Below are 23,591 nucleotides of genomic sequence, written 5' to 3' on the forward strand. Positions count from 1 at the left end.
CGAGTAAAGGTCGTCCGGTGGAACTCTCTCGGTTCCGTGAATTCCTGGGGCAGCCGCAGGTCAACGGAGACATCAGCCGTGACTGGCGAGCTCTGGAAGCAGGCCTGGCGGAGCAGCTTCCTCAGGATTACAAGGAGTTCGTGACGGCTTACGGGCCGGGCTGTATCAATGATCAGCTCTACCTCTTTCACCCGCGAGCGGCGGGAGGAGAAGAGGGATTGAGGCTCGAATCGTTGTGGGAGCAGGCCTCTCAGGCGTTTGGAGACCTCTCCAGCAGTTATCCTGAGCTCTATCCGTTTGCGATCTATCCAGCCCGCGGTGGATGCCTTCCGGTATGTCGCTCGATCTCGGGTAATCACGTGTTCATCCAGCCTCCGGCGAAAAGAGGGGATGGTTGGTCGGTGGTTGTGGAAATGGGGGAGTGGGCTCGGCTGGATATGTCGTTCACGGATTTTCTGTGGTCGGCGTTGAGCGGCGAACTGGAAATCCCGATCATTGAAGGGGATGCCTCGTTCGAGAGGGTCGGCGGAGTCCAGCCATAGCTGGTTCGGCTGGGTCGGCCGATTCGGTCGCCGCAGTCGTAATTCGCGGGCAGAGCCCTGTGTGCAGACCGATCCTCGCAACGGGTCCGCGGCCCAGGCGTCGCCGCGGTGGAGTAGAGCCGGTGTGCGGGGGCACTCGGATTGCCGGAAAGCACGGGCGCGACGTGCGCCGAGACGTGGGGCTCCATCATCAAGTACGCCTATATCAGGGGAATGTGATGACGAGTTACGGCGATTCTTCTTCTTCACTTCCCGATCACGCACCAACGGGCTGTGCCATCGCCAGCCTTGTCTGCGGAATCATCGGTATCTTCTTCTTCAACGTGATCCTCGGCCCGCTGGCCATCGTGCTGGGTGTCGTAGGCCTGCGGCAGGCGGGGGTGAAGGGCGGCGGTGGCGTCGCCAGGGCCGGCATCGCCCTCGGCGTCGTGGACCTGGTCATCTTCGCGGTGCTGATCGCCGTGGCCGCGTCCAATGGCGGTTTCACCTGGTACGTCGGGGGCTGACCGGCGAGCGTCGCTCGCTCCAGGCGTACGTGGGCGGCTCGGCCTGAGCCGAGCCGCCCACGGCGTTTCCGGTCGGCTCGGGTGAGCCGCCCCGTTGCGCCCGCGCCCCTCACCCCACCAACCCCACCACCTCCGCCAACCGCCCCCACTCCTTCCTCGGCAGCGCGTCGCCCTCCCGCCCGTCGAGCACCTGGAGAGCCACATGGTCCGCGCCGGCCGCGTGGAACTCGTCCACCCGTGCCCGGATTCGATCATCGTCACCCCATGCGTACACCGCGTCGATCAGGCGGTCGCTGCCCCCGTCCGCGAGGTCGGGTTCGGTGAAGCCGAGACGGAGGAAGGTGTTCGTGTAGTTCGGCAGCCCTAGGTAGAAGGCGAGGTGGGCGCGGGCGACGGACCGGGCGCGGTCCGCGTCGGGCTCCAGGATCACCTTCAGTTCGGGGGCCAGGAGAGCGCCCGTGCCCAGCGTCTCGCGCGCCTCGGCCGTGTGTTCCGGGGTCACCAGGTACGGGTGTGAGCCGGCCGCCCGGTCCCGGGAGAGGCGGAGCATGCGCGGGCCCAGCGCGGCCAGCACCCGACGGTCGGCGGGGACCCCAGCCGCGTCCAGGGCGTCCAGGTAGGCGACCATCGCGGCGTACGGGCGCCGGTACTGCTCCGCGAGCTTCGCGTGGCTCACGCCCAGGCCGAGGAGGAAGCGGCCGGGGTGGGCGGCGTCCAGCTCCCGGAAGCGCGCGGCCGTTTCGGCGGCCTCGTGCTGCCAGATGCTCTGGATGCCGGTGGCGACGGTGATTCGGGACGTGGCCTCGACCAGGGGGGCGGCGTGGTCGACCGACGTGCTGCCGCCCAGCCAGATTGCGCCGAAGCCGAGTTCCTCCAACTCGGCCGCCGCTTCTGCGACTTCACCGTGTCGAGCGGGATCCTCCGTTCGCAGTCCGATGCTCCAGATGCCGTGTCGACCCAGGTTCTGTTTCGCCATGCCATCGCCAACCCGGCCGCCTTCGGGATCTATTCCGACGGCCGCCTCGGCATCAAATCGTGTCGCATCCATTGACGCCCCTCCTGCCTCACCTTTACCTTCTGGCCGAAGTTACGCACAACGTTCGCAATATCGAACAATCTGCCTCTTGATCCCCTCCCCGAGAGCCGCCCCCGAAGGGACTTGCCGTGTTCCGCATTCAAGTCCGTCACGGGGTGACGCTGGGTGCCGCCCTGCTGGCCCTGTTCGCGTCACTCCTCGCCGTCCAGCCGGCCTCGCCCGCCGCAGCGGCCGACGGCAGGCCGTACACCAACCCGGTCAAGTCGCAGAAGGGCGCCGACCCGTGGCTGGAGTACTACAACGGCAACTACTACCTGGTGACGACCTCGTTCACCGGTGAGCTGACCATGCGCAAGTCACCCACGCTGGCGGGGTTGAGCACCGCGCCCAGCGTGCAGGTGTGGTCGGACAGCACCTCCACCCGCAACTGGAACATGTGGGCCCCGGAGATCCACTTCTTCGACGGCAAGTGGTACCTCTACTACTCCGCCGGGCCGCGCGGCTCCGCCTGCTGCGACGACCAGCGCACCCACGTCCTGGAGAGCGCCGGGTCCGACCCGATGGGGCCGTACACCTTCAAGAACACCCTCACCGGTGCCAACCTCAACCCCAACGGCTGGCTGATCGACGTCAGCGTGCTCAAGCACGACGACAAGCTGTACCTGGTCGGCAGCGGTTCGGCGAGCGGCAGCAAGCAGAGCCTCGTCATCGCGCCGCTCAGCAACCCGTACACCCTCGCGAGCTCCACCTTCACCGTCATCTCCAGCCCGACCCTGAGCTGGGAGACGCAGAGCGGCGAGGTCAACGAGGGCCCCGAGCCGCTCTACCGCAACGGGCGCACCTTCCTCATCTACTCCGCCAGCGCCTGCTGGGGCCCCGACTACAAGCTCGGGCAGCTGGAGCTGACCGGGTCCGACCCGCTGCTCGCCTCCTCCTGGACGAAGAAGCAGACGCCCGTCTTCCAGCGCAACGACGCGGCCGGGGTCTACGCGCCGGGCCACAACGGGTTCTTCACCTCGCCCGACGGCACCGAGAACTGGATCGTCTACCACGCCAACGACGCCGCGAGCGACGGCTGCGACAACGGCCGTACGACCCGCGCCCAGAAGTTCACCTGGAACGCCGACGGCACCCCGAACTTCGGCACCCCCGTCGCCCTCGGGACCACCATCGCCGGGCCCTCCGGTGAGACCGCGACGACCCCGACCGCGTACACCATCGTCAACCGCAACAGCGGCAAGTGCCTGGACGTCAACGGCGGCAACACGGCCGACGGGACCAACATCTTCCAGTGGACCTGCAACGGCGGGGCCAACCAGAAGTGGCGGATCGAGGACCGCGCCGACGACACCAGCCGCCTGGTGAACGTCGCCACCGGCAAGGTCGCCGACGTCGCCGACTGTGCGAGCGCCGACGGCACCGACATCCGGCAGTGGTCCTGGCTGAACAACAACTGCCAGAAGTACCGCCTGGTCTACCTCGGCGGCGACTACGTCCGGATCGTCAACGCCTCCACCGGCAAGGTCATGGACGTCGCCGACTGCGGCACCGCCAACGGCACCGACGTACGCCAGTGGTCCTGGCTCGACAACAACTGCCAGCAGTGGCGGCTTGTCCCCACGACCGCCTGATTCCCACATCCTTGACCTCGAAGGGCCGCGAACAAGACATGAGACGACTCGTCAGACGGGTTCTGGTGGCCGCCGCAGCCGCGCTCGCCGTGCTCACCACCGTGACCACCCCCGCCCAGGCCGCCGCCCCGGCGTCCCCGGCCGTCACCTTCACCAACCCGATAGCCGAGCAGCGGGCCGACCCGCACATCTACAAGCACACCGACGGCTACTACTACTTCACGGCCACCGTCCCCGCGTACGACAAGATCGTGATGCGCCGGTCCACCACCCTCCAGGGCCTCGCCACGGCCACGGAGACCACGATCTGGACCAAGCACGCCAGCGGTGAGATGGGCGCCCACATCTGGGCGCCGGAGATCCACTTCATCGACGGCAAGTGGTACGTGTACTTCGCGGCCGGTGCCTCGAACGACATCTGGAAGATCCGGCCGTACGTCCTGGAGACCAGCGCGGCCAACCCGATCACCGGCACCTGGACCGAGAAGGGCCGGATCGCCCTTCCGCTGGACACGTTCTCGCTGGACGCCACCACCTTCACGGTGGGCGGCACCCGCTACCTCAGCTGGGCGCAGAACGACCCGGCGGTGGGCACCGGCACCAACCTGTACCTGGCGAGGATGTCCAACCCCTGGACCATCAGCGGCAGTCCGGTGATGATCTCCAAGCCGGAGTACTCCTGGGAGACCGTCGGTCACCGGGTGAACGAGGGCCCGGCCGTCATCCAGCGGAACGGCAAGGTCTTCATGGCCTACTCGGCCAGCGCCACCGACGCCAACTACTGCCTGGGACTGCTGACCGCCTCCGACACGGCCGACCTCATGAACCCGGCGTCCTGGGCGAAGACCTCCACGCCGGTCTTCAAGAGCAACGCAAACACCGGCCAGTACGGCCCCGGCCACAACACCTTCACCACGTCCGAGGACGGAAAGTCCGACATCCTCGTCTACCACGACCGCAACTACAAGGACATCAGCGGCGACCCGCTCAACGACCCCAACCGCCGTACCCGCTACCAGAAGCTGTACTGGAACGCCGACGGCACGCCCAACTTCGGCATCCCCGTCGCCGACGGCGCGACGCCGGTCCGGCTCTCCTCGTTCAACTTCCCGGGCAAGTTCATCCGGCACTGGGAGTACCGCGCCAAGCTGGAGAGCGACGTCACCAACCTCGCCGACTCGCAGTTCCGGATCGTCACCGGGCTGACGGGCAGCGGCACGGTCTCGCTGGAGTCGGCGAACTTCCCCGGCTACTACCTCCGCCACAAGAACAACGAGCTCTGGGTGGAGAAGGACGACGGCACGGCCCTGTTCGACGCGGACGCGTCCTTCTTCCAGCGGGCCGGCCTCGCCGACACCGCGGCCGGGGTCTCGTACGAGTCGTTCAACTTCCCCGGCCGCTACATCCGCCACTACAACAACCTGCTCCACACCCAGCCGGTCAGCACGACCCTCGACCGTCAGGACGCCACGTTCTACAAGGAGTAGCAGGAGTAGAAGGAGTGGTCAGGCATGCGCTAGCCGAGTAAAGAACGAGGTTCACTCCGGCGGGGTGACCCGCACCAGGCCCGACTGGTACGCCATCACGACCAGTTGGGCCCGGTCGCGGGCACCCAGTTTCGTCATCGCCCGGTGGACATGGGTCCGTACCGTCAGCGGGCTCACATACAGCTTCTCGGCGATCTCGTCGTTGGAGTGGCCCTCGGCCGCCAGGGACATGACCTCCCGCTCACGCGTGGTCAGGATGGTCAGCCGGTCGGGGGCGGCGAGCCGGTTGCCGGGGGTGGGGGTGGCGAGGAAACGCGTGATGAGGGTCCGGGTGGCGGCGGGGGAGAGCAGCGTGTCGCCGGCGGCCACCGTGCGGATGCCGTCGAGGAGCGCGTCGGCGGTGACGTCCTTGCCGAGGAAGCCGCTGGCGCCGGAGCGCAGCGCCTGGGCCACGTACTCGTCGATCTCGAACGTCGTGAGGATCAGGACACGGGTGTCGGCCAGCTCCTCGTCGGCGCAGATCACGGCGGTCGCGGTGAGCCCGTCCGTGCCGGGCATCCGGATGTCCATGAGGACCACGTCGGGGCGGTGCACCCGGACCAGGTCGACCGCCTCCCGGCCGTCGGTGGCCTCGGCGACCACCTCCAGGTCCGGGCAGGAGTCGATGAGGATCCGGAAGGTGGCCCGCAGCAGGGCCTGGTCGTCGGCGAGCAGGACGCGAATGGTCATGGGCGTTGCGTTTCTTCCACTGCTCGTGGGCGGCTAGTTCCGCTGTTCAGGGGCCGGGGCCGGCACCGGGGCTGTGGCGCGAGAGGGGTACGGCCGTAGTGGCAGGTCGGTGGTGACCTCGAAGCCACCCTCGGGGCGGTGACCCGCGCTCAGACAGCCCCCGACGGACTGGGCCCGCTCCCGCATGCCGATGAGGCCGAAACCACGGCCGGGCTCGGACGTGCCCCGCGGTGACGTGCCCCGCGGGCGCGGTGTGCCGTCGTCGGTGACCGTGATCGTCAGGTGCGCCTCCTCGTACACGAGGCGGACTCGTGCCGCGTCCACGGCGGCGTGCTTGCTGACGTTGGTGAGGGCCTCCTGCACGATCCTGTACGCCGTCAGGTCCACACCGGGGTCCAGCGGCCCCGGGACGCCGTCCGTGGTGACGGTGACCGTGAGACCGGCGGACTCGCAGGCCGCCGTCAGCTCGGGGAGTTGGTGGAGACCGGGGGTGGGGGCCAGCGGCGCCTCGGGGTCGTCGGGCCGGCGCAGCACCCCGACCGTGCCCTTCAGCTCGCGCAGCGCCGCCGACGTGGTGGCCGTCAGCTCGGTGAGGATGCGGTGGGCCTGCTCGGGGTCGGTACGGGTGAGGTGCGCGGCGGTTCCCGCCTGGGCGTTGGCGAGGGCCAGGTGGTGGGCGACCACGTCGTGCAGATCCCGGGCGATGCGCATCCGTTCCTCGGTGACCCTGAGCCGTGCCTCCTCCTCCCGGGTGCGTTCGGCGTGCTCGGCGCGGGCCTGCACCGACTTCAGATAGGCCCGCCGCACCAGCGTGCCCCGGCCGGCGGCCAGGGGGAGCAGCAGCCAGAAGATGGGACCGATCGTCCTGAGCACCAGCGAGAGGTGCTCCATGGAGTCGGCGAACACGGCCGCGACGTTCATCACCACGATGGTGGTGCAGCCGTAGACGCGGGTGGTTCTGCGGTCGGTGAGCGTGGCCAGCCAGTAGAGCGCCGCCATGAGCGGGGCGAGCAGCAGGGGGGTGAGCAGATAGCCGAGGGCGACGGCGACCGTCGTGCAGATAGCGGTCACGACGAGGGCGGCGCGCGGGTGGGTGCGGTGCTTGAGCAGCGCGAGGCAGGACACACCCATGAGGGCCACCCCGACCCTGTCCTGGTCCGGCGGTTCGGCGCCGGGCAGGGTGAGCGCGCTGCCGAGGGTGGCGCAGCCCATCAGCGCGAGGGCCAGGACCAGGTCGACGAGGTGGGCGTAACGGCCGTAGAAGTCCCCCAGACGGTCCGCGGTGTGCCGCTCCAGGGCGGTGCTCATCGGGGCTCCGGCCGAACAGTGCCCGTCGGGGGCTCCGGCCGAACGGTGCTCATCGGGGACTCCGCAGGGTGGTGCTCATCGGGACTCCGCAGAGTGGTCATCGGGGCTCCGGTCGGTGGGCGGGGACCATGGTGGTGTCCCCCTCGATGGTCGTCGACTTCGGCGGGAACGCCCCCGAGGGCCTCCCGTGTCCTTCGCCACGGACGGCCCCCCGTGGGGGTGGGGCGGTCGGATCAGGCGCGGGTCACTTCCAGCTCAGCCGTGTCGGCCGGGGCGGGCAGCTCCGTGTCGGCGCGGCGGGTCAGCGCCTCACCCTCCACATCGACGTGCGGCAGCGCACGGTCCAGCCACTTCGGCAGCCACCACGCCCTGTCACCGAGCAACGCCAGCACGGCCGGCACGATCGCCATCCGTACGACGAACGCGTCGAACAGGACCGCGGAGGCCAGCCCGAACCCGATCATCTTGATCATGGAGTCGCTCTCGCCGATGAACCCGGCGAACACCGCGATCATGATCAGGGCGGCGGCCGCGACCACCCGGGCGCTGTGCCGGAAGCCACTGGTGATCGCCTCGTCGGCCCGGTCGCCGTGGACGTACGCCTCGCGCATCCGGGAGACCAGGAACACCTCGTAGTCCATCGCCAGACCGAACACGATGCCCACCAGGAAGATCGGCATCAGGCTCATGATCGGGCCGGTCTGCTCCACGCCCAGGAGCTCCGCGCCGTGGCCCTGCTGGAAGACCAGGACGACCACACCGAGCGAGGCGAGCACCGACAGCAGGAAGCCGGCGGCCGCCTTGAGCGGGACCAGCAGGGAGCGGAAGACGACCAGCAGCAGGATGACCGCCAGGCCGACCACGACCAGCAGATACGGGACCAGCGCGGACTGCACCTTGTCGGAGATGTCGATGTTCAGCGCGGTGGTGCCGGTGACCTCGAACGTGGCGCCCGTCTCGGACTCCAGGCCGGGCCGCTCGTCGCGGATGGTGGTCACCAGGTCCTTGGTCTTCTCGTCGGTCGGCGCGGTGGCGGGCACCGCCGAGAAGACGGCCGTGTCACCGGCCTCGTTGAAGCGCGCGGGGGAGACGGACACGACCCCCTCGGTGGCGCCGATCTCCTTCATGATCGTGTCGGCGGCACCCTTGGCGTCGTCGGTCCCCTCGGCGTCCACGACGATCGTCAGCGGCCCGTTGAAGCCGGGCCCGAAACCCTCGGCGAGCGCGTCGTAGGCCCGGCGCTCGGTGGTCGAGGTCGACTTGGCCTCGTCGCCGGGCATGCCCAGCTGGAGGTCGGTCATCGGGACGGCGAGCGCGCCGAGGCCGACGACGCCGAGGACCAGCACGGGGAGCGGACGGCGCAGCACGAACCGCGACCAGCGGGTGCCGCCGTTGTCCGCGGGGCTCTCCTCGATCCGGCCGCTCCTGCGCGCCTTGCGGGCCAGCACCGCGTTCGGCCAGCAGCCGAGGACGGCCGGCACCAGGGTCAGCGCGATCAGCACGGCCACGACGACGGCGCCCGCCGCGGCCAGCCCCATCTTGGTCAGCATCGGGATGCCGACCACGGACAGTCCGGCCAGCGCGATGACGACGGTGAGTCCGGCGAACACGACCGCCGACCCGGCGGTGCCGGTGGCGAGGGCGGTCGCCTCCTCGGGCGAACGGCCCTTGGCGCGCTCCTCGCGGTAGCGGGAGACGACGAACAGGGCGTAGTCGATGCCGACCGCGAGGCCCAGCATCATCGCGAGGGTGCCCGTCGTGGTGGACAGGCCGAACGCCTCGGACAGGGCGAGGACCGAGGCCATGCTGAAGGCGACGCCGACCAGCGCGGTCAGCAGCGGCAGTCCGGCGGCGGCCAGCGACCCGAAGGTGACCAGCAGCACGACGGAGGCGATGGCGACACCGATCACCTCGGCCGCGCCGCCCGCGCCGCCCTGCTCGTCCATCGCGGTCCCGCCGGCCTCGACGGTCAGCCCCGAGTCCTGCGCCGCGTGGAGCGCGCCCTCCAGGTGGGTCCTGCTCGCGTCGGTGAGGTCGTTCGCGGTCACCTTGTACGTGACCGTCGCGTACGCCGTGGTGCCGTCCTTGCTGACCGCCCCCGCCCGGAAGGGGTCGACGGCGCTCGCGACCTGGGAACCGTCGGCCAGATCCGCCACCGTCTCCTCGACGGCCTTCTTGTTCTCGGCGCCGGTGACCTTCTCGCCGCTCGGGGCGACGAACACGACCCGGGCGGTGGCGCCGTCCGCGGTGACCCCCGGGAAGCGCTGTTCCATCAGGTCGAACGCCTTCTGGGACTCGATGCCCGGCATGGAGAACTCCTCGTCGGAGGCTCCCGGGGCCTTGAGGGCGCCGACACCGACGGCGCCCAGTACCGCCAGCCACATCACTATGACGTACCAGCGTTTGCGGAAGGCCAGCCGGCCCAGCCGATGAAGGAAGGTTGCCATGGGTCGCAGGTCTCCACGTCAGAGGTCTCGGATGTCAGCCAAGACTCCCGTCGCGGCCCCTGTCCCGTCGTCGTGCGGCTGCCGACAATCGCGGGTACTCAGAACGCAGTACGACACCGTCGCCGGGTCACCCCGGGGTATGACCGGGGGACGGCAGGGGGAGGACGTACCGTCGGCCCACCTGGTGCGCCTACATGGTGTGCAGGGTGTCGCGGGAGGCCCTGATGAAGACCTTCAGCGCGTCCCAGAACGGCGTGTAGCAGGCGTCGAAGCGCGCCACGGCACCGGTGTCGCCCTCGATCATCGCCTCGATCGCCTTGTGGAAGGGGTTCGTCGTCCGCCGGACGGCGTTGGCGAGGTCGGCGACCTCCTCGGGCCCCTCCAGCGAGACGATCCAGGTGAGATTGCGCAGCGTGGCGTACTCGTCCCGCTGCTGCTCACGCAGCCGCCGCAGCTCCTCCACCTGCTCCGGGTCGAGCCCGCCCTCGGCGCCCCGGACCACGTCGGACACCTTCCAGTGCACGTCGTTCAGCCGCTGCGCCTGCTCGATGAACCCGGCGTACGCCGTCCGCCGCGCCTGCCGCAGCCGCTCCACCCGTTGCGCGCCCGCCGTCGTGTCCGCCTGGATGCGTGCCGCCCGCGCGGTCCCCCGGCTCGTCACCCAGCTCGCCAGCACGGCCGTGGCGGCGGTGAGCGCGGCGATCCAGAACGCGTTGTCAGCCATGGCGGGGGCCCAGCGAGCGTGCGGTGACCCCGGCCAGATGGGCGTCGAAGACCGCGCGGGCGTCCGGGGTCAGGGTGCGCAGCGCCACCAGAGCCGTGATGACGACGTCGCACAGCTCCGACTGGACGTCGTCCCAGGTGTGGGTGGTGCCCTTGCGCGGGTTCTGCCCGGTCGCGCCGATCACCGCCTGCGCGACCTCGCCGACCTCCTCCTGGAGCTTCAACATCCGCAGCAGCAGGCCCTCTTGGCCGCCGTAGGGCTGGTCCGCCTCCAGCCAGGCGTACAGGCGGGTGACGGACCGCCAGAGGTCGTCGGGGGCGTGGGGATGCCGGGGATGCTCGCTCATGGCCGCAGCTTGTCACGCCCCTCTGACAGCCGAGGTCACTCTTCGAACAGCGCCTCCTGCTCGCCCTCCTTCTCCTTGCGCACCCGCTGGTTGCGCAGGCCCACGACCACCGCGGTGACCGCGGCCGTGCCGGCGAGCGCCGCCGGGACCATCCAGCCCCGGTCGACGACATGGCGGAGCGCGTGGTCCAGGGAGAGCCGACCGGGCCCGGCGACGGCGAGGCCCGCGGCGGCCAGGCCCAGGGTCGCGGCGTACTCGTAACCGCCCTCGGTGTTGAAGAACCCGTTGGGCGTGTGGATCGCGGCCGCGCCGCCCATCGCGCCCGCCGCGGCCGCACCGGCCGCGGGCGTCGCGAGCCCCAGCGCGAGCAGCGCGCCGCCGCCCGTCTCGGCGAGGCCGGCGGCGGTGGCGCTCGCCTTGCCGGGCGCGTACCCGACGGACTCCATGAAGGCGCCGGTGCCCTCGATGCCGTGTCCGCCGAACCAGCCGAACAGCTTCTGCGTCCCGTGCGCGGCGAGCACACCACCCGTGCTCAGCCGCAGGAGCAGCAGTCCCAGATCACGTCGGTCGAATGAGGTCATGAGCACTCCCGGGCAGCCGGTACGTAGGGTCCCCTCCCGCGTATCCACCGTCGCACCGACCACACCCGCCCGACCCGTGCGGGCCGCCGTTCGGGTGGCCCCGGATCCGCCGTGCGCCTCCGGTGGCGCGCCCCCGGGAACGGTGTGAGGCTGGCCGCCATGACGATCGCACCCGCCAAACTCAGCGACCCGGCCGTCCGGGCCTTCGTCGCCGCGGTGAACGCCCATGACGAGGACGCCTTCTTCGCGCTCCTCACGGAGGACGCGACGATGTCGGACGACGGCTCCGACCGCGACCTCGCGGACTGGACCGACCGGGAGATCTTCTCCTCCCACGGCCACATCGAGGTCCAGCGCGAATCCGCGGGCGGCCGGGCGCTGGTCGCCAACTACCGCAACGACACCTGGGGCGAGATGCGCACCGCGTGGCGCTTCACGGTGTCGGAGGACGGCAGGATCAGCCGGTTCGAGACGGGCCAGGCGTAACGTCCTGGAGGGACCGCACGGTCGAGGGCATTGGGGCCTTGCGTTCGTGTGCACTCCAACTTCTAACGTCCCTGGGCATGGAGACGACCTCGCACACGAGCGCGACCTCGCACACGAGCACGACCGCCGAAACGCACCCGCAGCCCCACACCCACACCCGCTCGCTCGGTCGCAGCGGTATCCAGGTCAGCGCCCTCGGCTTCGGCTGTTGGGCGATCGGCGGTGAGTGGCAGGACACCGACGGGCAGCCGCTGGGCTGGGGCAAGGTCGACGACGAGGAGTCCGTACGGGCGGTCCGCCGCGCCCTCGACCTCGGTGTCACCTTCTTCGACACGGCCGACACCTACGGCGCGGGCCACAGCGAGCGCGTCCTCGGCCGGGCCCTCGGCAGGCGCCGCGCGGACGTCGTCGTGGCCACCAAGTGGGGCAACCTCTTCGACGAGGCCACCCGCACCCGCACCGGCCAGGACGACACCCCGGCCCACGCCCGCCGGGCCCTCACCGCGTCCCTCGACCGTCTCGGCACCGACCACGTCGACCTGTATCAGCTGCACCTCTCCGACGCCGAACCCGAGCGGGCCGCCGAACTCCGCGACAGCTGTGAGGAGTTCGTGCGGGAGGGTCTGATCCGGGCGTACGCCTGGAGCACCGACGACCCGGACCGCGCGGCCGTGTTCGCGGAGGGGCCGCACTGCGCGGCCGTGCAGCACCGCCTGAACATCCTCCAGGACGCGCCCGAACTCCTGGCCCTGTGCGAGCGGTTCGAGCTCGCGAGCATCAACCGCAGCCCCCTGGCCATGGGTCTGCTCACCGGCAAGCACACCGGTGGGCGTGCCCTGGAGGCCGGTGACATCCGCAGTACGCCGCCGGCCTGGCTGCCCGGCTTCAGCGCGGACGGCGGCGCGGACCCGGAGTGGCTCGGCCGGGTCGAGGCACTGCGCGAGGTCCTCACGAGCGAGGGGCGCACGCTCGCGCAGGGGGCCCTCGCCTGGATCTGGGCCCGCAGCCCCCGGACCGTGCCCATCCCCGGCTTCCGCTCGGTCGCCCAGGCCGAGGAGAACGCGGGCGCCCTCGCGAAGGGCCCGCTCACCGCGGCCCAGGTGACGGAGATCGACCGGCTCCTGGGGAGGTGAGAGCCGGTGCCCGAATCGCTCGGCGCCGGGCCAGGCCCGCCCGGCGCTCCGCACGCGGTACGGGAGGGCCGGGCAGCGGGCATCGGCCCCGAGCGGGCGGCGATCCGGACCGCCGCCGACTGACGACGACGCGTGCCACGGCGGATGAGGCCCTGGCACGCCGGGCGGCCAGTGGCCTGGCCCTGCACCGCGCCCTGCGCGGCTCCAGGTCCAGGATGACCGCCGCGCCCCCGGGCGCCACGGCCCGGACGTGTGGGCAGCCGCTCCGTGCTCCGGTGCTCACCTCGCGGTCCCACGCGAGGTCCGCCCCCTTCCGGACCGCGGAACGGCTGCCACCTCCCCCTCGGGTTGGCCACGGAAGCCGCCGCCTCCAAGTGTGAAGCTCTCGTGGAGACGCGTCCTGAGCATATGACTGTCACGTGCTCTTATGGACCGGAGCATCAGCTTCCGTTTGTGTAAGTTGAGCCGTGGACGAGTGTCTCGGGCCTCGCGTCGCCTCTCTCAGCCCCGCCCCACGTACGGCATCGCCGTCGCCATCACCGTCGCGAACTGCACATTCGCCTCCAGCGGCAGCTCCGCCATGTGTCGCACGGTCCGGGCCACGTCGGCCACGTCCATCACCGGCTCCGGGGCGAGCTGCCCGTTCGCCTGGAGGACGCCGGCCGGCATGCGCTCGGTCATGTCCGTCGCCGCGTTGCCGATGTCGATCTGGCCGACCGCGATGCCGTACGGCCGCCCGTCCAGCGAGAGCGACTTGGTGAGGCCGGTCAGGGCGTGCTTGGTCGCGGTGTACGCGACGGAGTGCGGGCGGGGGGTGTGCGCGGAGATGGAGCCGTTGTTGATGATCCGCCCGCCCTGCGGGTCCTGCTCCTTCATCTGCCGGTACGCCGCCTGCGCGCACAGGAACGCCCCGTTGAGGTTGGTGTCCACGACGTGCCGCCAGGCCGCGTAGTCCAGCTCCTCCACCGGCACCCCGCCCGGCCCGAACGTGCCCGCGTTGTTGAACAGCAGGTCCAGCCGTCCGAACCGGTCGCGCACGGCCGCGAGGAGCGCGTCCACGTCACCGGGGCGCGAGACGTCCGTACGGACGCACAGCGCCTCCGGGGCGCCGGCACGCGCGGCGGTGCCCGCGCCCCCGGCCCCGCCCGCGCCGGTGTCCGCCGTGGCGCCCGCCTCGGCCGCGGTCTCGGCGAGCTTGTCCTCGCGGCGGCCCGCGAGCGCCACCGACCAGCCGGTGCGCAGCAGTTCCACGGCCGCGGCGCGGCCGATGCCGGAGCCCGCGCCCGTCACGATCGCGATCTTGGTTCGCATAGCGTTCATGGCCTCGCAGCGTAAGGGAGGGGAGTGCGCCCGGCCGCGCAGGCGGGGTCCGCCATCCGGAACTCATCCGTCCGCCATCTGAGTGTTGTGTACGTGACAGAAGATCGTCGAACCTGGCCACTCCAATGCCGAAAAGACAACTACCTTCAGACGAGGGCCAGATGACACCCACAGCCCAGAACAGCAGCCCGAACGCCCGGAACACCCAGTACCCCCAGGGGCCGACCCGGCCCCGTTCGTCGCACGCGGCCGAACTCCGCGCCGCCGCACGTCACTTCGACCGCCGCCGCTTCCTCACCGTCACGGGTGCCGCCGCCGCGCTCGCCTTCGCCACCAACCTCCCCGCGGCGGGCGCCGCGGCCGCCGCCTCGCTGGATCCCGCGCAGATCACCGAGGACCCCTTCACCCTCGGCGTGGCCTCCGGCGACCCGCTGGCCGACTCCGTGCTCCTGTGGACCCGGCTCGCCCCGGCCCCGTACCAGCCGGACGGCGGTCTGTCCGATCAACGCATCCCCGTGCAATGGGAGTTGGCCCTCGACCAGAGATTCCGACGCATCGTCAGACGTGGCACCGTCACCGCCCACCCCGAGTTCCACCACACCGTCCACGTGGAGGTCGGCCACCTCGCCCCCGGGCGCGTCTACCACTACCGCTTCCGCGCCGGCGCGTGGATCAGCGAGACCGGCCGCACCCGCACCGCCCCCGGCCGCGGCCACCTGACCGGCGCCACCGGGCTCACCTTCGCGGCCGTCTCCTGCCAGCGCTACGACCAGGGCTACTACACCGCCTACCGGCACCTCGCGGAGGAGGACATCGATGTCGTCCTCCACCTCGGCGACTATCTCTACGAATACGCCGTGAACTCCGTCGGCGGCGCCCGCAACTACACCGACCGCGTCCTGCCCGACGTCTTCAACCACGAGACGGTCACCCTGGAGGACTACCGGCTGCGGTACGCCCTCCACAAGACCGACCCCGACCAGCGGGCCGCCCACGCCGCGCACCCCTTCGTGGTCACCTGGGACGATCACGAGACCGAGAACAACTACGCCGGCGAGCACCCCGACGGCGGCGAGCCCTCCGAGGAGTTCCTGCTGCGCCGCGCCGCCGCCTACCGCGCGTACTGGGAGAACCAGCCGCTGCGCCGCCCCCAGCGCCCCGACGGGCCCGACATGCGGCTCTACCGCCGCTTCCGGTGGGGCCGCCTCGCACAGTTCGACATACTCGACACCCGCCAGTACCGCTCCAACCAGGCGCAGGGCGACGGCTGGCAGATCCCGGGCCCGGAGTCCGCCGACCCCGCCCGCACGATGACCGGCGCCACGCAGGAGCGCTGGCTCCTGGACGGCTGGGACCGGTCCGACGCCGTCTGGAACGTCGTCCCGCAGCAGGTCACCTTCTCCCAGCGCCGCAACGCCGTGGGCGACGTCTACCGGGTGGCGATGGACGCCTGGGACGGTTACCGGGCCTCCCGCGAACGCCTCCTCGCCGGCGCGGAGGCCGCCGGAGTGGAGAACCTGATGGTCCTCACCGGTGACGTCCACGTCGGCTACGCCTTCGACATCAAGCGCGACTTCGACGACCGCTCGTCCCGCACCGTCGGCACGGAGCTCGTCGCCACCTCGATCAGCAGCGGCGGCAATGGCACCGACAAGCCCGCGAACTGGGACACCTACATGACCGCCAACCCCCACATGCGCTTCTACCACGGCCGACGGGGGTACCTCACGGTCGCCCTCGACCGCGAGGCCGCCCGCGCCGACTTCAAGGCCGTGCCCTACGTGACGACGCCCGGGGCCGGCATCTCCACGGTGGCGTCCTTCGCGGTGGAGGCGGGCACGCCGGGGCTCACTCCGGCGTAGCCGCGGGGCTCACGCCGGTGTAGTGACCAGCGCGTCGCCCCGGCAGTCGGCCTCGCCGGGATAGCGCACCCCGATACGGTCGCGGATGGCGTCCAGGGTGCGCATCACGGCGAGGGTGCCGTCGAGGGGGACGAGCGGGGACTCGGTCTCGCCGGCCCGCAGGGCCCGCATGACCTCCCGGGCCTCGTGCCGGAAGCTGTTGCGGGGGCCGTCGGCCGGGTCCGCCGCGAAGGTCTGCGGGTCGCGTCCTTCGCGGTGCAGGACGAAACGGTCCGCGAAGAAGAAGCCGTCCGGGACGTCGATCCGGCCCTCGGAGCCGGTGACCGACGCGCTGGTGGCGGTACCGCCGACGATGGAGCAGTGCAGCGAGGCAAGGGCGCCGTTCTCCCAGGAGAGCAGGGCGCCCGTCTGGAGATCGATGCCGTCCTCGGAGAGCACCGCCTTCGCCATGATCTCCGAGGGCTCCCCGAGCAGCAGGTGCGCGAAGGACACCGGGTACACACCCAGGTCGAGCAGCGCGCCCCCGCCCTGCGCCGGGTCCCGCAGCCGATGCGACGACGCGAGGGGTCCGAGGATGCCGAAGTCGGCGTGCACCGTCCGCACCTCACCGATCGCGCCGTCCCGCACCATCGCCGCGAGCCGGCGCACCACCGGGTTGCAGTACGTCCACATGGCCTCCATCAGGAACCGCCCGCGCTCCCGCGCCAGCGCGACCAGTTCCTCCGCCTCGCGCACGTTCAGCGTGAACGGCTTCTCGCACAGCACGTTCCGCCCGGCCTCCAGGCACATTCCGGCCGCCGTGCGGTGCGCCGAGTGCGGTGTGGCGACGTACACCACGTCCACGTCCGTGTCCTCGGCGAGCGCGCGCCAGTCGCCGTACGCCCTCGGTATCCCGAACCGTTCCGCGAAGGCCTTCGCGGAATCCTCGCTGCGTGAGGCCACCGCCACGACCTCGGCGTCCGGCAGGTCGACGAGGTCGGCCGTGAAGGCCGCGGCGATCCCTCCGGTAGCCAGGATTCCCCACCGCACACGTCCGTCGTTCGACATCGCCACCCCTGTCCTCGGCCCCGGGACGGGATGTGACCCCGCCCACGTCGTACGAGCTGAGAGCATAGGTGGCGGAGCGAACGCAGAGGGAGGGGCACATGCCCGAGGGGCACATACCGGGCTCGGCACCGGCCGAGTCGAACACGGCGGCGCCGACGGACGAGCACGCGGGGCCGGGCACGGGGGCGGAACACCGGGCGGGACGCCCGGGACCGGCAGAACGACCGGGACCGGCGGGACGGCCAGGGTCGCCAGGGCGGCCCGGCTCGCCGGAACAGCCGCAGCCCCAGTCGCACCCGAGGCCCCAGTCGCAGCCGAAGCCGAGCCCCACCGCCCTGGCCTCCACCGCCCCGGCCTCCACCGCCCTCCGCGGCGCCGGCCTCCGCCGCACCGGTCTCCTCGTCACCCTCATCCTCGGCGGGCTCACCGCCACCCCGCCCCTCGCGATGGACATGTACCTCCCGGCCCTGCCGGAGGTCACCACCTCCCTGCACGCCCCCGCCACCACCGTCCAACTCACCCTCACCGCCTGCCTCGCCGGTATGGCGCTCGGCCAGCTGCTGATCGGTCCGATGAGCGACCGCTGGGGCCGCAGACGCCCCCTCCTGCTCGGCCTCGCCGTCTACATCGTCGCCACCGCGCTCTGCGCCCTCGCCCCCACCATCGAGACCCTCATCGCCTTCCGCCTGGTGCAGGGCCTCGCCGGCTCCGCCGGGATCGTGATCGCGCGGGCGGTCGTCCGCGACCTGTACGACGGCGACGCGATGGCCCGGTTCTTCTCGACGCTGATGCTCATCTCCGGAGTGGCCCCGGTCGTCGCCCCGCTGATCGGCGGTCAGGTCCTCCGCGTCACCGACTGGCGGGGCGTCTTCGTCGTCCTCACCGCCATCGGCATCGCCCTGCTCGCGATCGTCTGGGCGAAGCTCCCCGAGACGCTCACCCCCGCCGAACGCTACGGCGGCGGCATCGGCGAGACCCTGCACGCCATGCGCGGCCTGCTCACCGACCGGGTCTTCATGGGCTACACGCTCGCCGGCGGCTTCGCCTTCGCCGCCCTCTTCGCGTACATCAGCGCCTCCCCGTTCGTGATCCAGGAGATCTACGGCGCCTCCCCGCAGACCTTCAGCCTGCTCTTCGGCGTCAACTCCGTCGGCCTGGTCGTCGTCGGCCAGATCAACGGCAAGATCCTGGTCGGCCGGGTCAGCCTGGACAAGGTGTTCGCGGTGGGCCTGTCCGTCGTCGCCGTGTCCGCGACCGCGCTGCTGCTGATGTCCCTGGGCGTCTTCGGCGAGGTCGGCCTCGCGCCGACGGCGGTGGCCCTGTTCGTGCTGATGTCCGCGATGGGCGTCACCCTGCCCAACACCCAGGCCCTCGCCCTGATGCGGGTACGCCACGCCGCGGGCTCCGCGTCGGCCCTGCTGGGTACCTCGTCCTTCCTGATCGGCGCGATAGCGTCCCCCCTGGTCGGCGTCGCCGGCGAGGACACGGCCGTCCCCATGGCCGTCGTCCAGGTGGCCGCGACACTGGTGGCCGCGGTCTGCTTCGTGGCACTGTGCCGTCCTTGGAACAGGCGTACGACGGTGGGTACTTCGAAGGGCTCGAAGGGCACGACGGGTTCGACGGTGGAGGGAGCGGAGAGCTGAGCGCGCCGAGACTGCGCACGGACACCCCGGAACGGGCCGGACTCGACCCGGAGGAACTGCGCCATCTCACACGAGAGGTGCGCGCGCTGACGGAGGGCGACAACCCCCGGGCCCCCGCCGCCGTCGTCCTCGCCGGACGCGGCCCCGTCGTGGCCGTCGAGGAGGCCGCGGGCTGGGCCGTCCGCTACGAGGCCTACGACGAGCGCGCCGAGGCCGGAGTGGAGCTGCCGCCCGACTCCCGGGTCCCGGCGCGGCCCGACACCCCCTTCGACCTGGCCTCCCTCACCAAGCTCTTCACCGCCGTGGCCGCCGTCCAACAGCTGGAGCGCGGCACCCTCGGCATCGACGCGAAGGTGGCGGCGTACCTCCCCGACTTCACGGGGGCCGCCGCGCACGGCCTCACCGTCCGCCACCTCCTCACCCACACCTCCGGGCTGCGCCCCGAACTCCCGCTGTACGACTGCCCGTCGCCGACCGCCCGCCTGGCGATGCTCCGCGCGGAGGCCCCGACGGCGACCCCGGGCACGACCCACCTCTATTCCGACCTGAACCTCCTGCTCCTCCAACACGTCCTGGAACGCCTCACCGGCCGGACCCTCGACGTGCTGATCCGCGACGGCATCACCCACCCCCTGGGCATGGCGTCGACGACCTTCGGCCCCTGCCCGGCCGCCGCGGCGACGGAGGACCAGCGCCTGCCCTGGGCGAAGGCGGAGCGGGGCATGATCCGCGGCCGGGTGCACGACGAGAACGCCTGGTCCCTCGGCGGGGTCGCCGGTCACGCGGGTCTCTTCTCCACCGCCCGTGACCTCGCCGTCTTCTGCCGCACCCTGCTCGCCGGCGGCTCCTACGGCCCCGCCCGCATACTCGGCCCCGACTTCGTCGAGCTGATGCTGACCCCACCGGGCCTCGGCTTCGCCCTCGACCAGCCCTGGTTCATGGGCGAACTGGCGGGCAGGGGAGCGGCGGGCCACACCGGCTTCACGGGCACGTCCCTGGTCCTGGACCGGGCGACGGACACCTTCCTCATCCTCCTCACCAACGCGGTCCACCCCCGCCGCCACGCCCCCATCAACAAAACCCGCGCGACAGCGGGCACCCACCTGGCCCGCGCGGTACGGGGGATGTGACGGGGCGGACCTCGCGGGCAGAGGGGCACGGAGGAGGCGGGTGAGGGCCGGCGCCGAGGCGCCCGGTGGGCTCGCGGCCCCTCGTAGAATCACCCCGTGAACGTCCCCGCCTCCGCCCCCTCCTCGCCGTCCTCCTCGGCCGACGCCCTCCGCACCGCCCTCGCCGGCCTGCTCGACGGGTTGCCGCCGAGGTCGGCCACGCAGGCGGTCGAGCGGCTGATCGCGAACTACCGGGGGCGCACGCCGACGGACGCGCCCGTGCTGCGGGACCGCTCGGACGTCGTCGCGTACGCGGCGTACCGGATGCCGGCGACGTTCGAGGCGGTGTGCTCGGCGCTGGAGGAGTTCGCCGCGGCGGTGCCCGGGTGGGCGCCCGGCGGTCATGTGGACGTCGGCGGGGGCACGGGCGCGGCGACCTGGGCGGTGAACGCGACCTGGGAGGGCGCACGGCCGGTCACCGTGCTCGACTGGGCGGAACCGGCGCTCGCGCTCGGGCGGGAGATCGCCGCGGCGAACCCGGAACTGAAGACCGCCGAGTGGCGGCGCTCCCGCATCGGCTCGGCGCTCACCATCGAGGACACCGACCTGGTCACCGTCTCCTACGTCCTGGGCGAGCTGACCGCGTCCGACCGCACGGCCGTCGTCGAGGCGGCCGCGACCGCCGCCCGGGCCGTCGTGATCATCGAGCCCGGCACCCCCGACGGCTACGCCCGGGTCATCGAGGCCCGCGACCGGCTGATCGCCGCCGGTTTCCACATCGCCGCGCCCTGCCCGCACAGCGCCGCCTGCCCCATCGTCCCCGGCGAGGACTGGTGCCACTTCTCGGCCCGGGTCAGCCGCTCCTCCCTGCACCGTCAGGTCAAGGGCGGCTCCCTGCCCTACGAGGACGAGAAGTTCAGCTACGTCGCCGCCACCCGTTTCCCGCCGGCACCGGCCCCCTCTCGCGTCGTCCGCAGGCCCCAGATCCGCAAGGGCCAGGTCCTCCTCGACCTCTGCGAGACCGAGCCGTCCCTCAGCCGCACCACCGTCACCAAACGCCACGGCCTCCTCTACCGTGCGGCCCGCGACGCGGACTGGGGCGATGCCTGGCCACCGGCCGTGGGCGACGACGACCAGGTGTCCTGAGGCCCGCCGCCGGGGCGCCGCGATCGAAAAGCAGTTGCGCCGCCCCCGCGGCCTCCGGCTATGTCTTCGATCATGTCCACCACCCCGCACCTGGCCGAGATATCCCCCGCCAACCTCGACGCCGCGCTCGCCGTACGCGTCCGCCCCGACCAGGAACACCTGGTGGAGCCGGTCGTGCAGTCTCTGGCGGAGGCGTACGTCCACCCCGGGGTCGCCTGGCCCCGGCTCATCATGGACGACGACCGCGCCGTCGGCTTCCTGATGGCCTTCCTCGACATCGACTGGAAGGGCGACGGCTCGGGCACCGACATCCGCTCCGGGCTCTGGCGGCTCAACATCGCCGCCGACGAGCAGGGGAGGGGGTACGGCCGCTTCGCCGTCGAGTCCGTGGCCGCCGAGATCCGCCGCCGAGGCGGAGACCGCGTCCACGTCACCTGGCACCCCGGCCCCGACGGCCCGGAGCGCTTCTACCTCGGCCTCGGCTTCCGCACGACGGGGGAGACCAGCGGGGGGCAGACGGTCGGCATGCTGGAGTTGGCCGGATCGGAGTCGACCGCAACGGAGTCGACCGCAACGGAGTCGACCGGATCGGAGTCGACCGCATCGGAGCCGGCCGGATGACCGCCCACCCTGCTTCCCCCGGCGGCTTCTGCTGGATGGACCTCAAGACCCGTGACCTGGCCGGCACCACCGCCTTCCTCGCCGCCGCTCTGGGCTGGCACCTCGCCGTGGACGAGGAGGACTGGCGCCGGTCCACGAAGATCACCACGGCGGACGGTCATCTCATCGGCGGGGTGAGCGACCTGGCGAATCCCGTCTACCCGCCGGAGACCCCGCCCCACATCGCCTCCTACCTGACGGTCGACGTCGTCGACCGTCGTGCGGCCATGGCGGTGGCCGCCGGCGCACGACTCGTGGTCCCGCCGTTCGACGCCGGTGACCAGGGGCGCATGGCCACGCTGGTGGACCCGGTGGGTGCGGCCGTCTCCTTCTGGCAGCCGTACCGGTTCCGCGGATGGGAGTTCCCGCCGCGTGCCCCCGGCACCCCGCAGCGCATGGTTCTGACCTGTCAACAGCCGGACAGGGCAAGGGAGTTCTACCGGGTGGTGACCGGCACGACGTTCGCCCGCGCCGACTTCGTCGTGGGCGACGCGCCGCAGTGGGAGGTCATGGTCGGCGTCGAAGACTTGGAGGCCGTCGCGGCCCGAGTCCATGGCCGGGTCTCGTCGTCGGCGGACGCCGGTCGCCCCGCACTGCGGCTGACCAGCCCGGAAGGACTCGCCCTCCGGGTGGTCCAGCTCCACCACCACCGCCTCGGGGACCGCTGAAGCCCGCGGCCCCCGGCCGGTTCACGACGACTCGCCGGCCGTACGGTCCGCCGCCGTACCGTCCGTAGCCGTGGCCGCCCGTCCTTCCTGCCGTTTCTCCTGCAGCTTGCGCAGCAGTTCCCGCTTCTGGGCCTGGGGGTCGAGGCCACCGCCGACGCGGCCGCCCGCGGGGCCGCCGCGCAGGGCCTCGCGGCCCAGGTGCCGGCGGGCGCCGCCCACTCCCAGCATGTTTCCTGCTCCACCTCGGGTCATGACGGTCTCCCTTCCAGTGGCGAGACGATGCGTCTCGTCGATGTTCACCACCATGCGGCGAGACGCATCGTCTTGTCAACCTGATAAATTCGCGTCATGGCCAAGAAGACCGCCCCTGATTCCGCCCGGCGCAGCGAGAAGTCGCGTCGCGCCATCTACGACGCCGCCCTCGCCCTCGTCGGTGAGGTCGGCTACCAGAAGACGACCATCGAGGGCATCGCCGCCCGCGCCGGCGTCGGCAAGCAGACGATCTACCGGTGGTGGTCCTCGAAGGCGGAGGTCCTGCTGGAGGCGTTCCTCGATCTGAGCAACCAGGCGGCGGAGGCGGCCGCCCGGCCCGAGGTGATCGGCGAGCACACCGAGTACGAGATCCCGGACACCGGGGACCTCGAAGCCGACCTCAAGGCCGTCCTGCGCGCGACCGTCGACGAACTCCTCGACCCCAAGTTCGAGGTCCCCTCCCGCGCCCTGGCCGCCGAGGGGGTGGTCAACCGGGAACTCGGCGTCGAGTTCGTCGGCAAACTGCTCGAACCCCAGCTCCAGTTGTATGTGAAGCGCCTGCGCGCGGCCCAGGAACAGGGCGCCGTGCGCCCCGACATCGACCCGCGGATCGCCCTGGAGCTCTTCGTCTCCCCGCTCGCCCAGCGCTGGCTGCAGCACACGGGCCCCATCTCCTACGCGTACACGGACGCCCTCGTCGAGTACGCCCTGCACGGCCTCGCGCCCCGCTGAGCCGACGACCCCGTGCGGGTGTGACCAAGGCGACCCGGTGTCGATCGAGCGGGACCGGAGCGTGGCCGGTAAATCACCTCAAAGCACGGGATAACCCGCCATCCCTGTCCGCGCTCCGGCATCGCCCCACGTACCCCGGATGTGGGCTCCGGCCACCCGCGGCGCAGGATGGTGGGACCATGGGGACATGCTGTCC

At 71.5% G+C, this 23,591-nt stretch carries 23 protein-coding genes; 13 read left to right on the forward strand and 10 right to left on the reverse strand.

The annotated features are described in order from the left end of the window. Window positions 1-17 precede the first annotated feature (17 nt). Window positions 18-542 carry an SMI1/KNR4 family protein gene (locus P8T65_RS34195; protein ID WP_316729050.1) on the forward strand — a complete coding sequence of 175 codons (525 nt, stop codon included), beginning with the start codon at window positions 18-20 and terminating at the stop codon, window positions 540-542. Window positions 543-760: 218 nt separating this feature from the next. Beyond that, a complete protein-coding gene (locus P8T65_RS34200; RefSeq protein ID WP_316729051.1) occupies window positions 761-1,048 on the forward strand; it encodes a DUF4190 domain-containing protein in 288 nt (95 codons plus the stop codon). Between the two features lie 109 nt (window positions 1,049-1,157). Here the strand turns inward: P8T65_RS34200 and P8T65_RS34205 are convergent, their stop codons facing one another. Then, a complete protein-coding gene (locus P8T65_RS34205) occupies window positions 1,158-2,024 on the reverse strand; it encodes an LLM class F420-dependent oxidoreductase (RefSeq protein ID WP_316729052.1) in 867 nt (288 codons plus the stop codon). A 188-nt stretch (window positions 2,025-2,212) separates the two neighbouring features. On the opposite strand from P8T65_RS34205, the gene P8T65_RS34210 reads away from it, so the two are divergent. Together P8T65_RS34210 and P8T65_RS34215 are read left to right on the forward strand one after the other, a co-directional pair. Further along, the gene (locus P8T65_RS34210) at window positions 2,213-3,715 is read left to right on the forward strand and encodes a family 43 glycosylhydrolase (RefSeq protein WP_316729053.1); all 1,503 of its coding nucleotides are present in this window, start codon (window positions 2,213-2,215) and stop codon (window positions 3,713-3,715) included. Window positions 3,716-3,753: 38 nt separating this feature from the next. Further along, window positions 3,754-5,202, forward strand: a complete 1,449-nt coding sequence (locus P8T65_RS34215; RefSeq protein WP_316729054.1) for a family 43 glycosylhydrolase — start codon at window positions 3,754-3,756, stop codon at window positions 5,200-5,202. 51 nt (window positions 5,203-5,253) lie between these two features. Here P8T65_RS34215 and P8T65_RS34220 read toward each other — a convergent pair whose 3' ends face one another. The 6 genes from P8T65_RS34220 to P8T65_RS34245 all read right to left on the reverse strand — a co-directional run bounded on the left by P8T65_RS34220 (window position 5,254) and on the right by P8T65_RS34245 (window position 11,337). Beyond that, window positions 5,254-5,931 (reverse strand): response regulator transcription factor, encoded by a 678-nt coding sequence (locus P8T65_RS34220; RefSeq protein WP_316729055.1) that lies wholly within the window; start codon window positions 5,929-5,931, stop codon window positions 5,254-5,256. Between the two features lie 33 nt (window positions 5,932-5,964). Beyond that, the gene (locus tag P8T65_RS34225) at window positions 5,965-7,239 is read right to left on the reverse strand and encodes a sensor histidine kinase (RefSeq protein WP_316729056.1); all 1,275 of its coding nucleotides are present in this window, start codon (window positions 7,237-7,239) and stop codon (window positions 5,965-5,967) included. Between the two features lie 233 nt (window positions 7,240-7,472). After that, window positions 7,473-9,686, reverse strand: a complete 2,214-nt coding sequence (locus tag P8T65_RS34230; RefSeq protein ID WP_316729057.1) for an MMPL family transporter — start codon at window positions 9,684-9,686, stop codon at window positions 7,473-7,475. Between the two features lie 190 nt (window positions 9,687-9,876). After that, window positions 9,877-10,410, reverse strand: coding sequence for a hypothetical protein (locus tag P8T65_RS34235; protein WP_316729058.1), 534 nt, complete (start codon window positions 10,408-10,410; stop codon window positions 9,877-9,879). Then, entirely contained in the window at window positions 10,403-10,756 is a 354-nt protein-coding gene (locus P8T65_RS34240) for a MazG-like family protein (RefSeq protein ID WP_316729059.1), read from the reverse strand. Before P8T65_RS34240 ends, P8T65_RS34235 begins: the two co-directional genes overlap by 8 nt. 35 nt (window positions 10,757-10,791) lie before the next feature. After that, complete coding sequence (locus tag P8T65_RS34245) at window positions 10,792-11,337, reverse strand: DoxX family protein (RefSeq protein WP_316729060.1); 546 nt, start codon at window positions 11,335-11,337, stop codon at window positions 10,792-10,794. A gap of 159 nt (window positions 11,338-11,496) precedes the next feature. Between P8T65_RS34245 and P8T65_RS34250 the strand changes: the two genes are divergently transcribed. Together P8T65_RS34250 and P8T65_RS34255 are read left to right on the forward strand one after the other, a co-directional pair. Further along, entirely contained in the window at window positions 11,497-11,823 is a 327-nt protein-coding gene (locus P8T65_RS34250) for a nuclear transport factor 2 family protein (RefSeq protein WP_184894851.1), read from the forward strand. 77 nt (window positions 11,824-11,900) lie between these two features. Next, a complete protein-coding gene (locus P8T65_RS34255; protein ID WP_316729061.1) occupies window positions 11,901-12,956 on the forward strand; it encodes an aldo/keto reductase in 1,056 nt (351 codons plus the stop codon). 501 nt (window positions 12,957-13,457) lie between these two features. Here P8T65_RS34255 and P8T65_RS34260 read toward each other — a convergent pair. Continuing rightward, window positions 13,458-14,276 (reverse strand): SDR family oxidoreductase, encoded by an 819-nt coding sequence (locus P8T65_RS34260; protein WP_316729062.1) that lies wholly within the window; start codon window positions 14,274-14,276, stop codon window positions 13,458-13,460. Between the two features lie 161 nt (window positions 14,277-14,437). Here P8T65_RS34260 and P8T65_RS34265 point away from each other — a divergent pair, with 161 nt between their 5' ends. Beyond that, a complete protein-coding gene (locus tag P8T65_RS34265) occupies window positions 14,438-16,138 on the forward strand; it encodes an alkaline phosphatase D family protein (protein ID WP_316729063.1) in 1,701 nt (566 codons plus the stop codon). A 9-nt stretch (window positions 16,139-16,147) separates the two neighbouring features. On the opposite strand, the gene P8T65_RS34270 is transcribed toward P8T65_RS34265, so the two are convergent. Further along, a complete protein-coding gene (locus tag P8T65_RS34270; RefSeq protein ID WP_316729064.1) occupies window positions 16,148-17,185 on the reverse strand; it encodes a Gfo/Idh/MocA family oxidoreductase in 1,038 nt (345 codons plus the stop codon). Window positions 17,186-17,283: 98 nt separating this feature from the next. On the opposite strand from P8T65_RS34270, the gene P8T65_RS34275 reads away from it, so the two are divergent. The 5 genes from P8T65_RS34275 to P8T65_RS34295 all read left to right on the forward strand — a co-directional run bounded on the left by P8T65_RS34275 (window position 17,284) and on the right by P8T65_RS34295 (window position 22,411). Then, window positions 17,284-18,828 carry a Bcr/CflA family efflux MFS transporter gene (locus tag P8T65_RS34275; RefSeq protein WP_316729065.1) on the forward strand — a complete coding sequence of 515 codons (1,545 nt, stop codon included), beginning with the start codon at window positions 17,284-17,286 and terminating at the stop codon, window positions 18,826-18,828. Then, window positions 18,738-19,958: a serine hydrolase domain-containing protein gene (locus P8T65_RS34280; RefSeq protein WP_399101373.1), complete on the forward strand. Its 1,221-nt coding sequence runs from the start codon at window positions 18,738-18,740 to the stop codon at window positions 19,956-19,958. The genes P8T65_RS34275 and P8T65_RS34280 overlap by 91 nt, the downstream gene beginning before the upstream one ends. Window positions 19,959-20,054: 96 nt before the next feature. Beyond that, entirely contained in the window at window positions 20,055-21,083 is a 1,029-nt protein-coding gene (locus tag P8T65_RS34285; protein WP_316729066.1) for a small ribosomal subunit Rsm22 family protein, read from the forward strand. A gap of 72 nt (window positions 21,084-21,155) precedes the next feature. After that, the gene (locus tag P8T65_RS34290; RefSeq protein WP_316729067.1) at window positions 21,156-21,704 is read left to right on the forward strand and encodes a GNAT family N-acetyltransferase; all 549 of its coding nucleotides are present in this window, start codon (window positions 21,156-21,158) and stop codon (window positions 21,702-21,704) included. Next, entirely contained in the window at window positions 21,701-22,411 is a 711-nt protein-coding gene (locus P8T65_RS34295) for a VOC family protein (protein WP_316729068.1), read from the forward strand. Before P8T65_RS34290 ends, P8T65_RS34295 begins: the two co-directional genes overlap by 4 nt. 21 nt (window positions 22,412-22,432) lie before the next feature. On the opposite strand, the gene P8T65_RS34300 is transcribed toward P8T65_RS34295, so the two are convergent. Then, window positions 22,433-22,663 (reverse strand): DUF6243 family protein, encoded by a 231-nt coding sequence (locus tag P8T65_RS34300; protein WP_316729069.1) that lies wholly within the window; start codon window positions 22,661-22,663, stop codon window positions 22,433-22,435. A 96-nt stretch (window positions 22,664-22,759) separates the two neighbouring features. On the opposite strand from P8T65_RS34300, the gene P8T65_RS34305 reads away from it, so the two are divergent. After that, window positions 22,760-23,395: a TetR/AcrR family transcriptional regulator gene (locus tag P8T65_RS34305; RefSeq protein WP_316729070.1), complete on the forward strand. Its 636-nt coding sequence runs from the start codon at window positions 22,760-22,762 to the stop codon at window positions 23,393-23,395. The last annotated feature ends 196 nt before the right edge of the window (window positions 23,396-23,591 follow it).

This window comes from Streptomyces sp. 11x1, assembly GCF_032598905.1.
Classification (GTDB): Bacteria; Actinomycetota; Actinomycetes; order Streptomycetales; family Streptomycetaceae; genus Streptomyces.

Excerpts from the sequence above, each read along its gene's own strand:
- P8T65_RS34200 (WP_316729051.1), top strand. The coding sequence starts at position 761 with ATGACGAGTTACGGCGATTCTTCTTCTTCACTTCCCGATCACGCACCA.
- P8T65_RS34205 (WP_316729052.1), bottom strand. The coding sequence starts at position 2,024 with ATGGCGAAACAGAACCTGGGTCGACACGGCATCTGGAGCATCGGACTG.
- P8T65_RS34215 (WP_316729054.1), top strand. The coding sequence starts at position 3,754 with ATGAGACGACTCGTCAGACGGGTTCTGGTGGCCGCCGCAGCCGCGCTC.
- P8T65_RS34220 (WP_316729055.1), bottom strand. The coding sequence starts at position 5,931 with ATGACCATTCGCGTCCTGCTCGCCGACGACCAGGCCCTGCTGCGGGCC.
- P8T65_RS34225 (WP_316729056.1), bottom strand. The coding sequence starts at position 7,239 with ATGAGCACCGCCCTGGAGCGGCACACCGCGGACCGTCTGGGGGACTTC.
- P8T65_RS34230 (WP_316729057.1), bottom strand. The coding sequence starts at position 9,686 with ATGGCAACCTTCCTTCATCGGCTGGGCCGGCTGGCCTTCCGCAAACGC.
- P8T65_RS34235 (WP_316729058.1), bottom strand. The coding sequence starts at position 10,410 with ATGGCTGACAACGCGTTCTGGATCGCCGCGCTCACCGCCGCCACGGCC.
- P8T65_RS34240 (WP_316729059.1), bottom strand. The coding sequence starts at position 10,756 with ATGAGCGAGCATCCCCGGCATCCCCACGCCCCCGACGACCTCTGGCGG.
- P8T65_RS34245 (WP_316729060.1), bottom strand. The coding sequence starts at position 11,337 with ATGACCTCATTCGACCGACGTGATCTGGGACTGCTGCTCCTGCGGCTG.
- P8T65_RS34250 (WP_184894851.1), top strand. The coding sequence starts at position 11,497 with ATGACGATCGCACCCGCCAAACTCAGCGACCCGGCCGTCCGGGCCTTC.
- P8T65_RS34255 (WP_316729061.1), top strand. The coding sequence starts at position 11,901 with ATGGAGACGACCTCGCACACGAGCGCGACCTCGCACACGAGCACGACC.
- P8T65_RS34260 (WP_316729062.1), bottom strand. The coding sequence starts at position 14,276 with ATGAACGCTATGCGAACCAAGATCGCGATCGTGACGGGCGCGGGCTCC.
- P8T65_RS34265 (WP_316729063.1), top strand. The coding sequence starts at position 14,438 with ATGACACCCACAGCCCAGAACAGCAGCCCGAACGCCCGGAACACCCAG.
- P8T65_RS34270 (WP_316729064.1), bottom strand. The coding sequence starts at position 17,185 with ATGTCGAACGACGGACGTGTGCGGTGGGGAATCCTGGCTACCGGAGGG.
- P8T65_RS34275 (WP_316729065.1), top strand. The coding sequence starts at position 17,284 with ATGCCCGAGGGGCACATACCGGGCTCGGCACCGGCCGAGTCGAACACG.
- P8T65_RS34290 (WP_316729067.1), top strand. The coding sequence starts at position 21,156 with ATGTCCACCACCCCGCACCTGGCCGAGATATCCCCCGCCAACCTCGAC.
- P8T65_RS34295 (WP_316729068.1), top strand. The coding sequence starts at position 21,701 with ATGACCGCCCACCCTGCTTCCCCCGGCGGCTTCTGCTGGATGGACCTC.
- P8T65_RS34300 (WP_316729069.1), bottom strand. The coding sequence starts at position 22,663 with ATGACCCGAGGTGGAGCAGGAAACATGCTGGGAGTGGGCGGCGCCCGC.
- P8T65_RS34305 (WP_316729070.1), top strand. The coding sequence starts at position 22,760 with ATGGCCAAGAAGACCGCCCCTGATTCCGCCCGGCGCAGCGAGAAGTCG.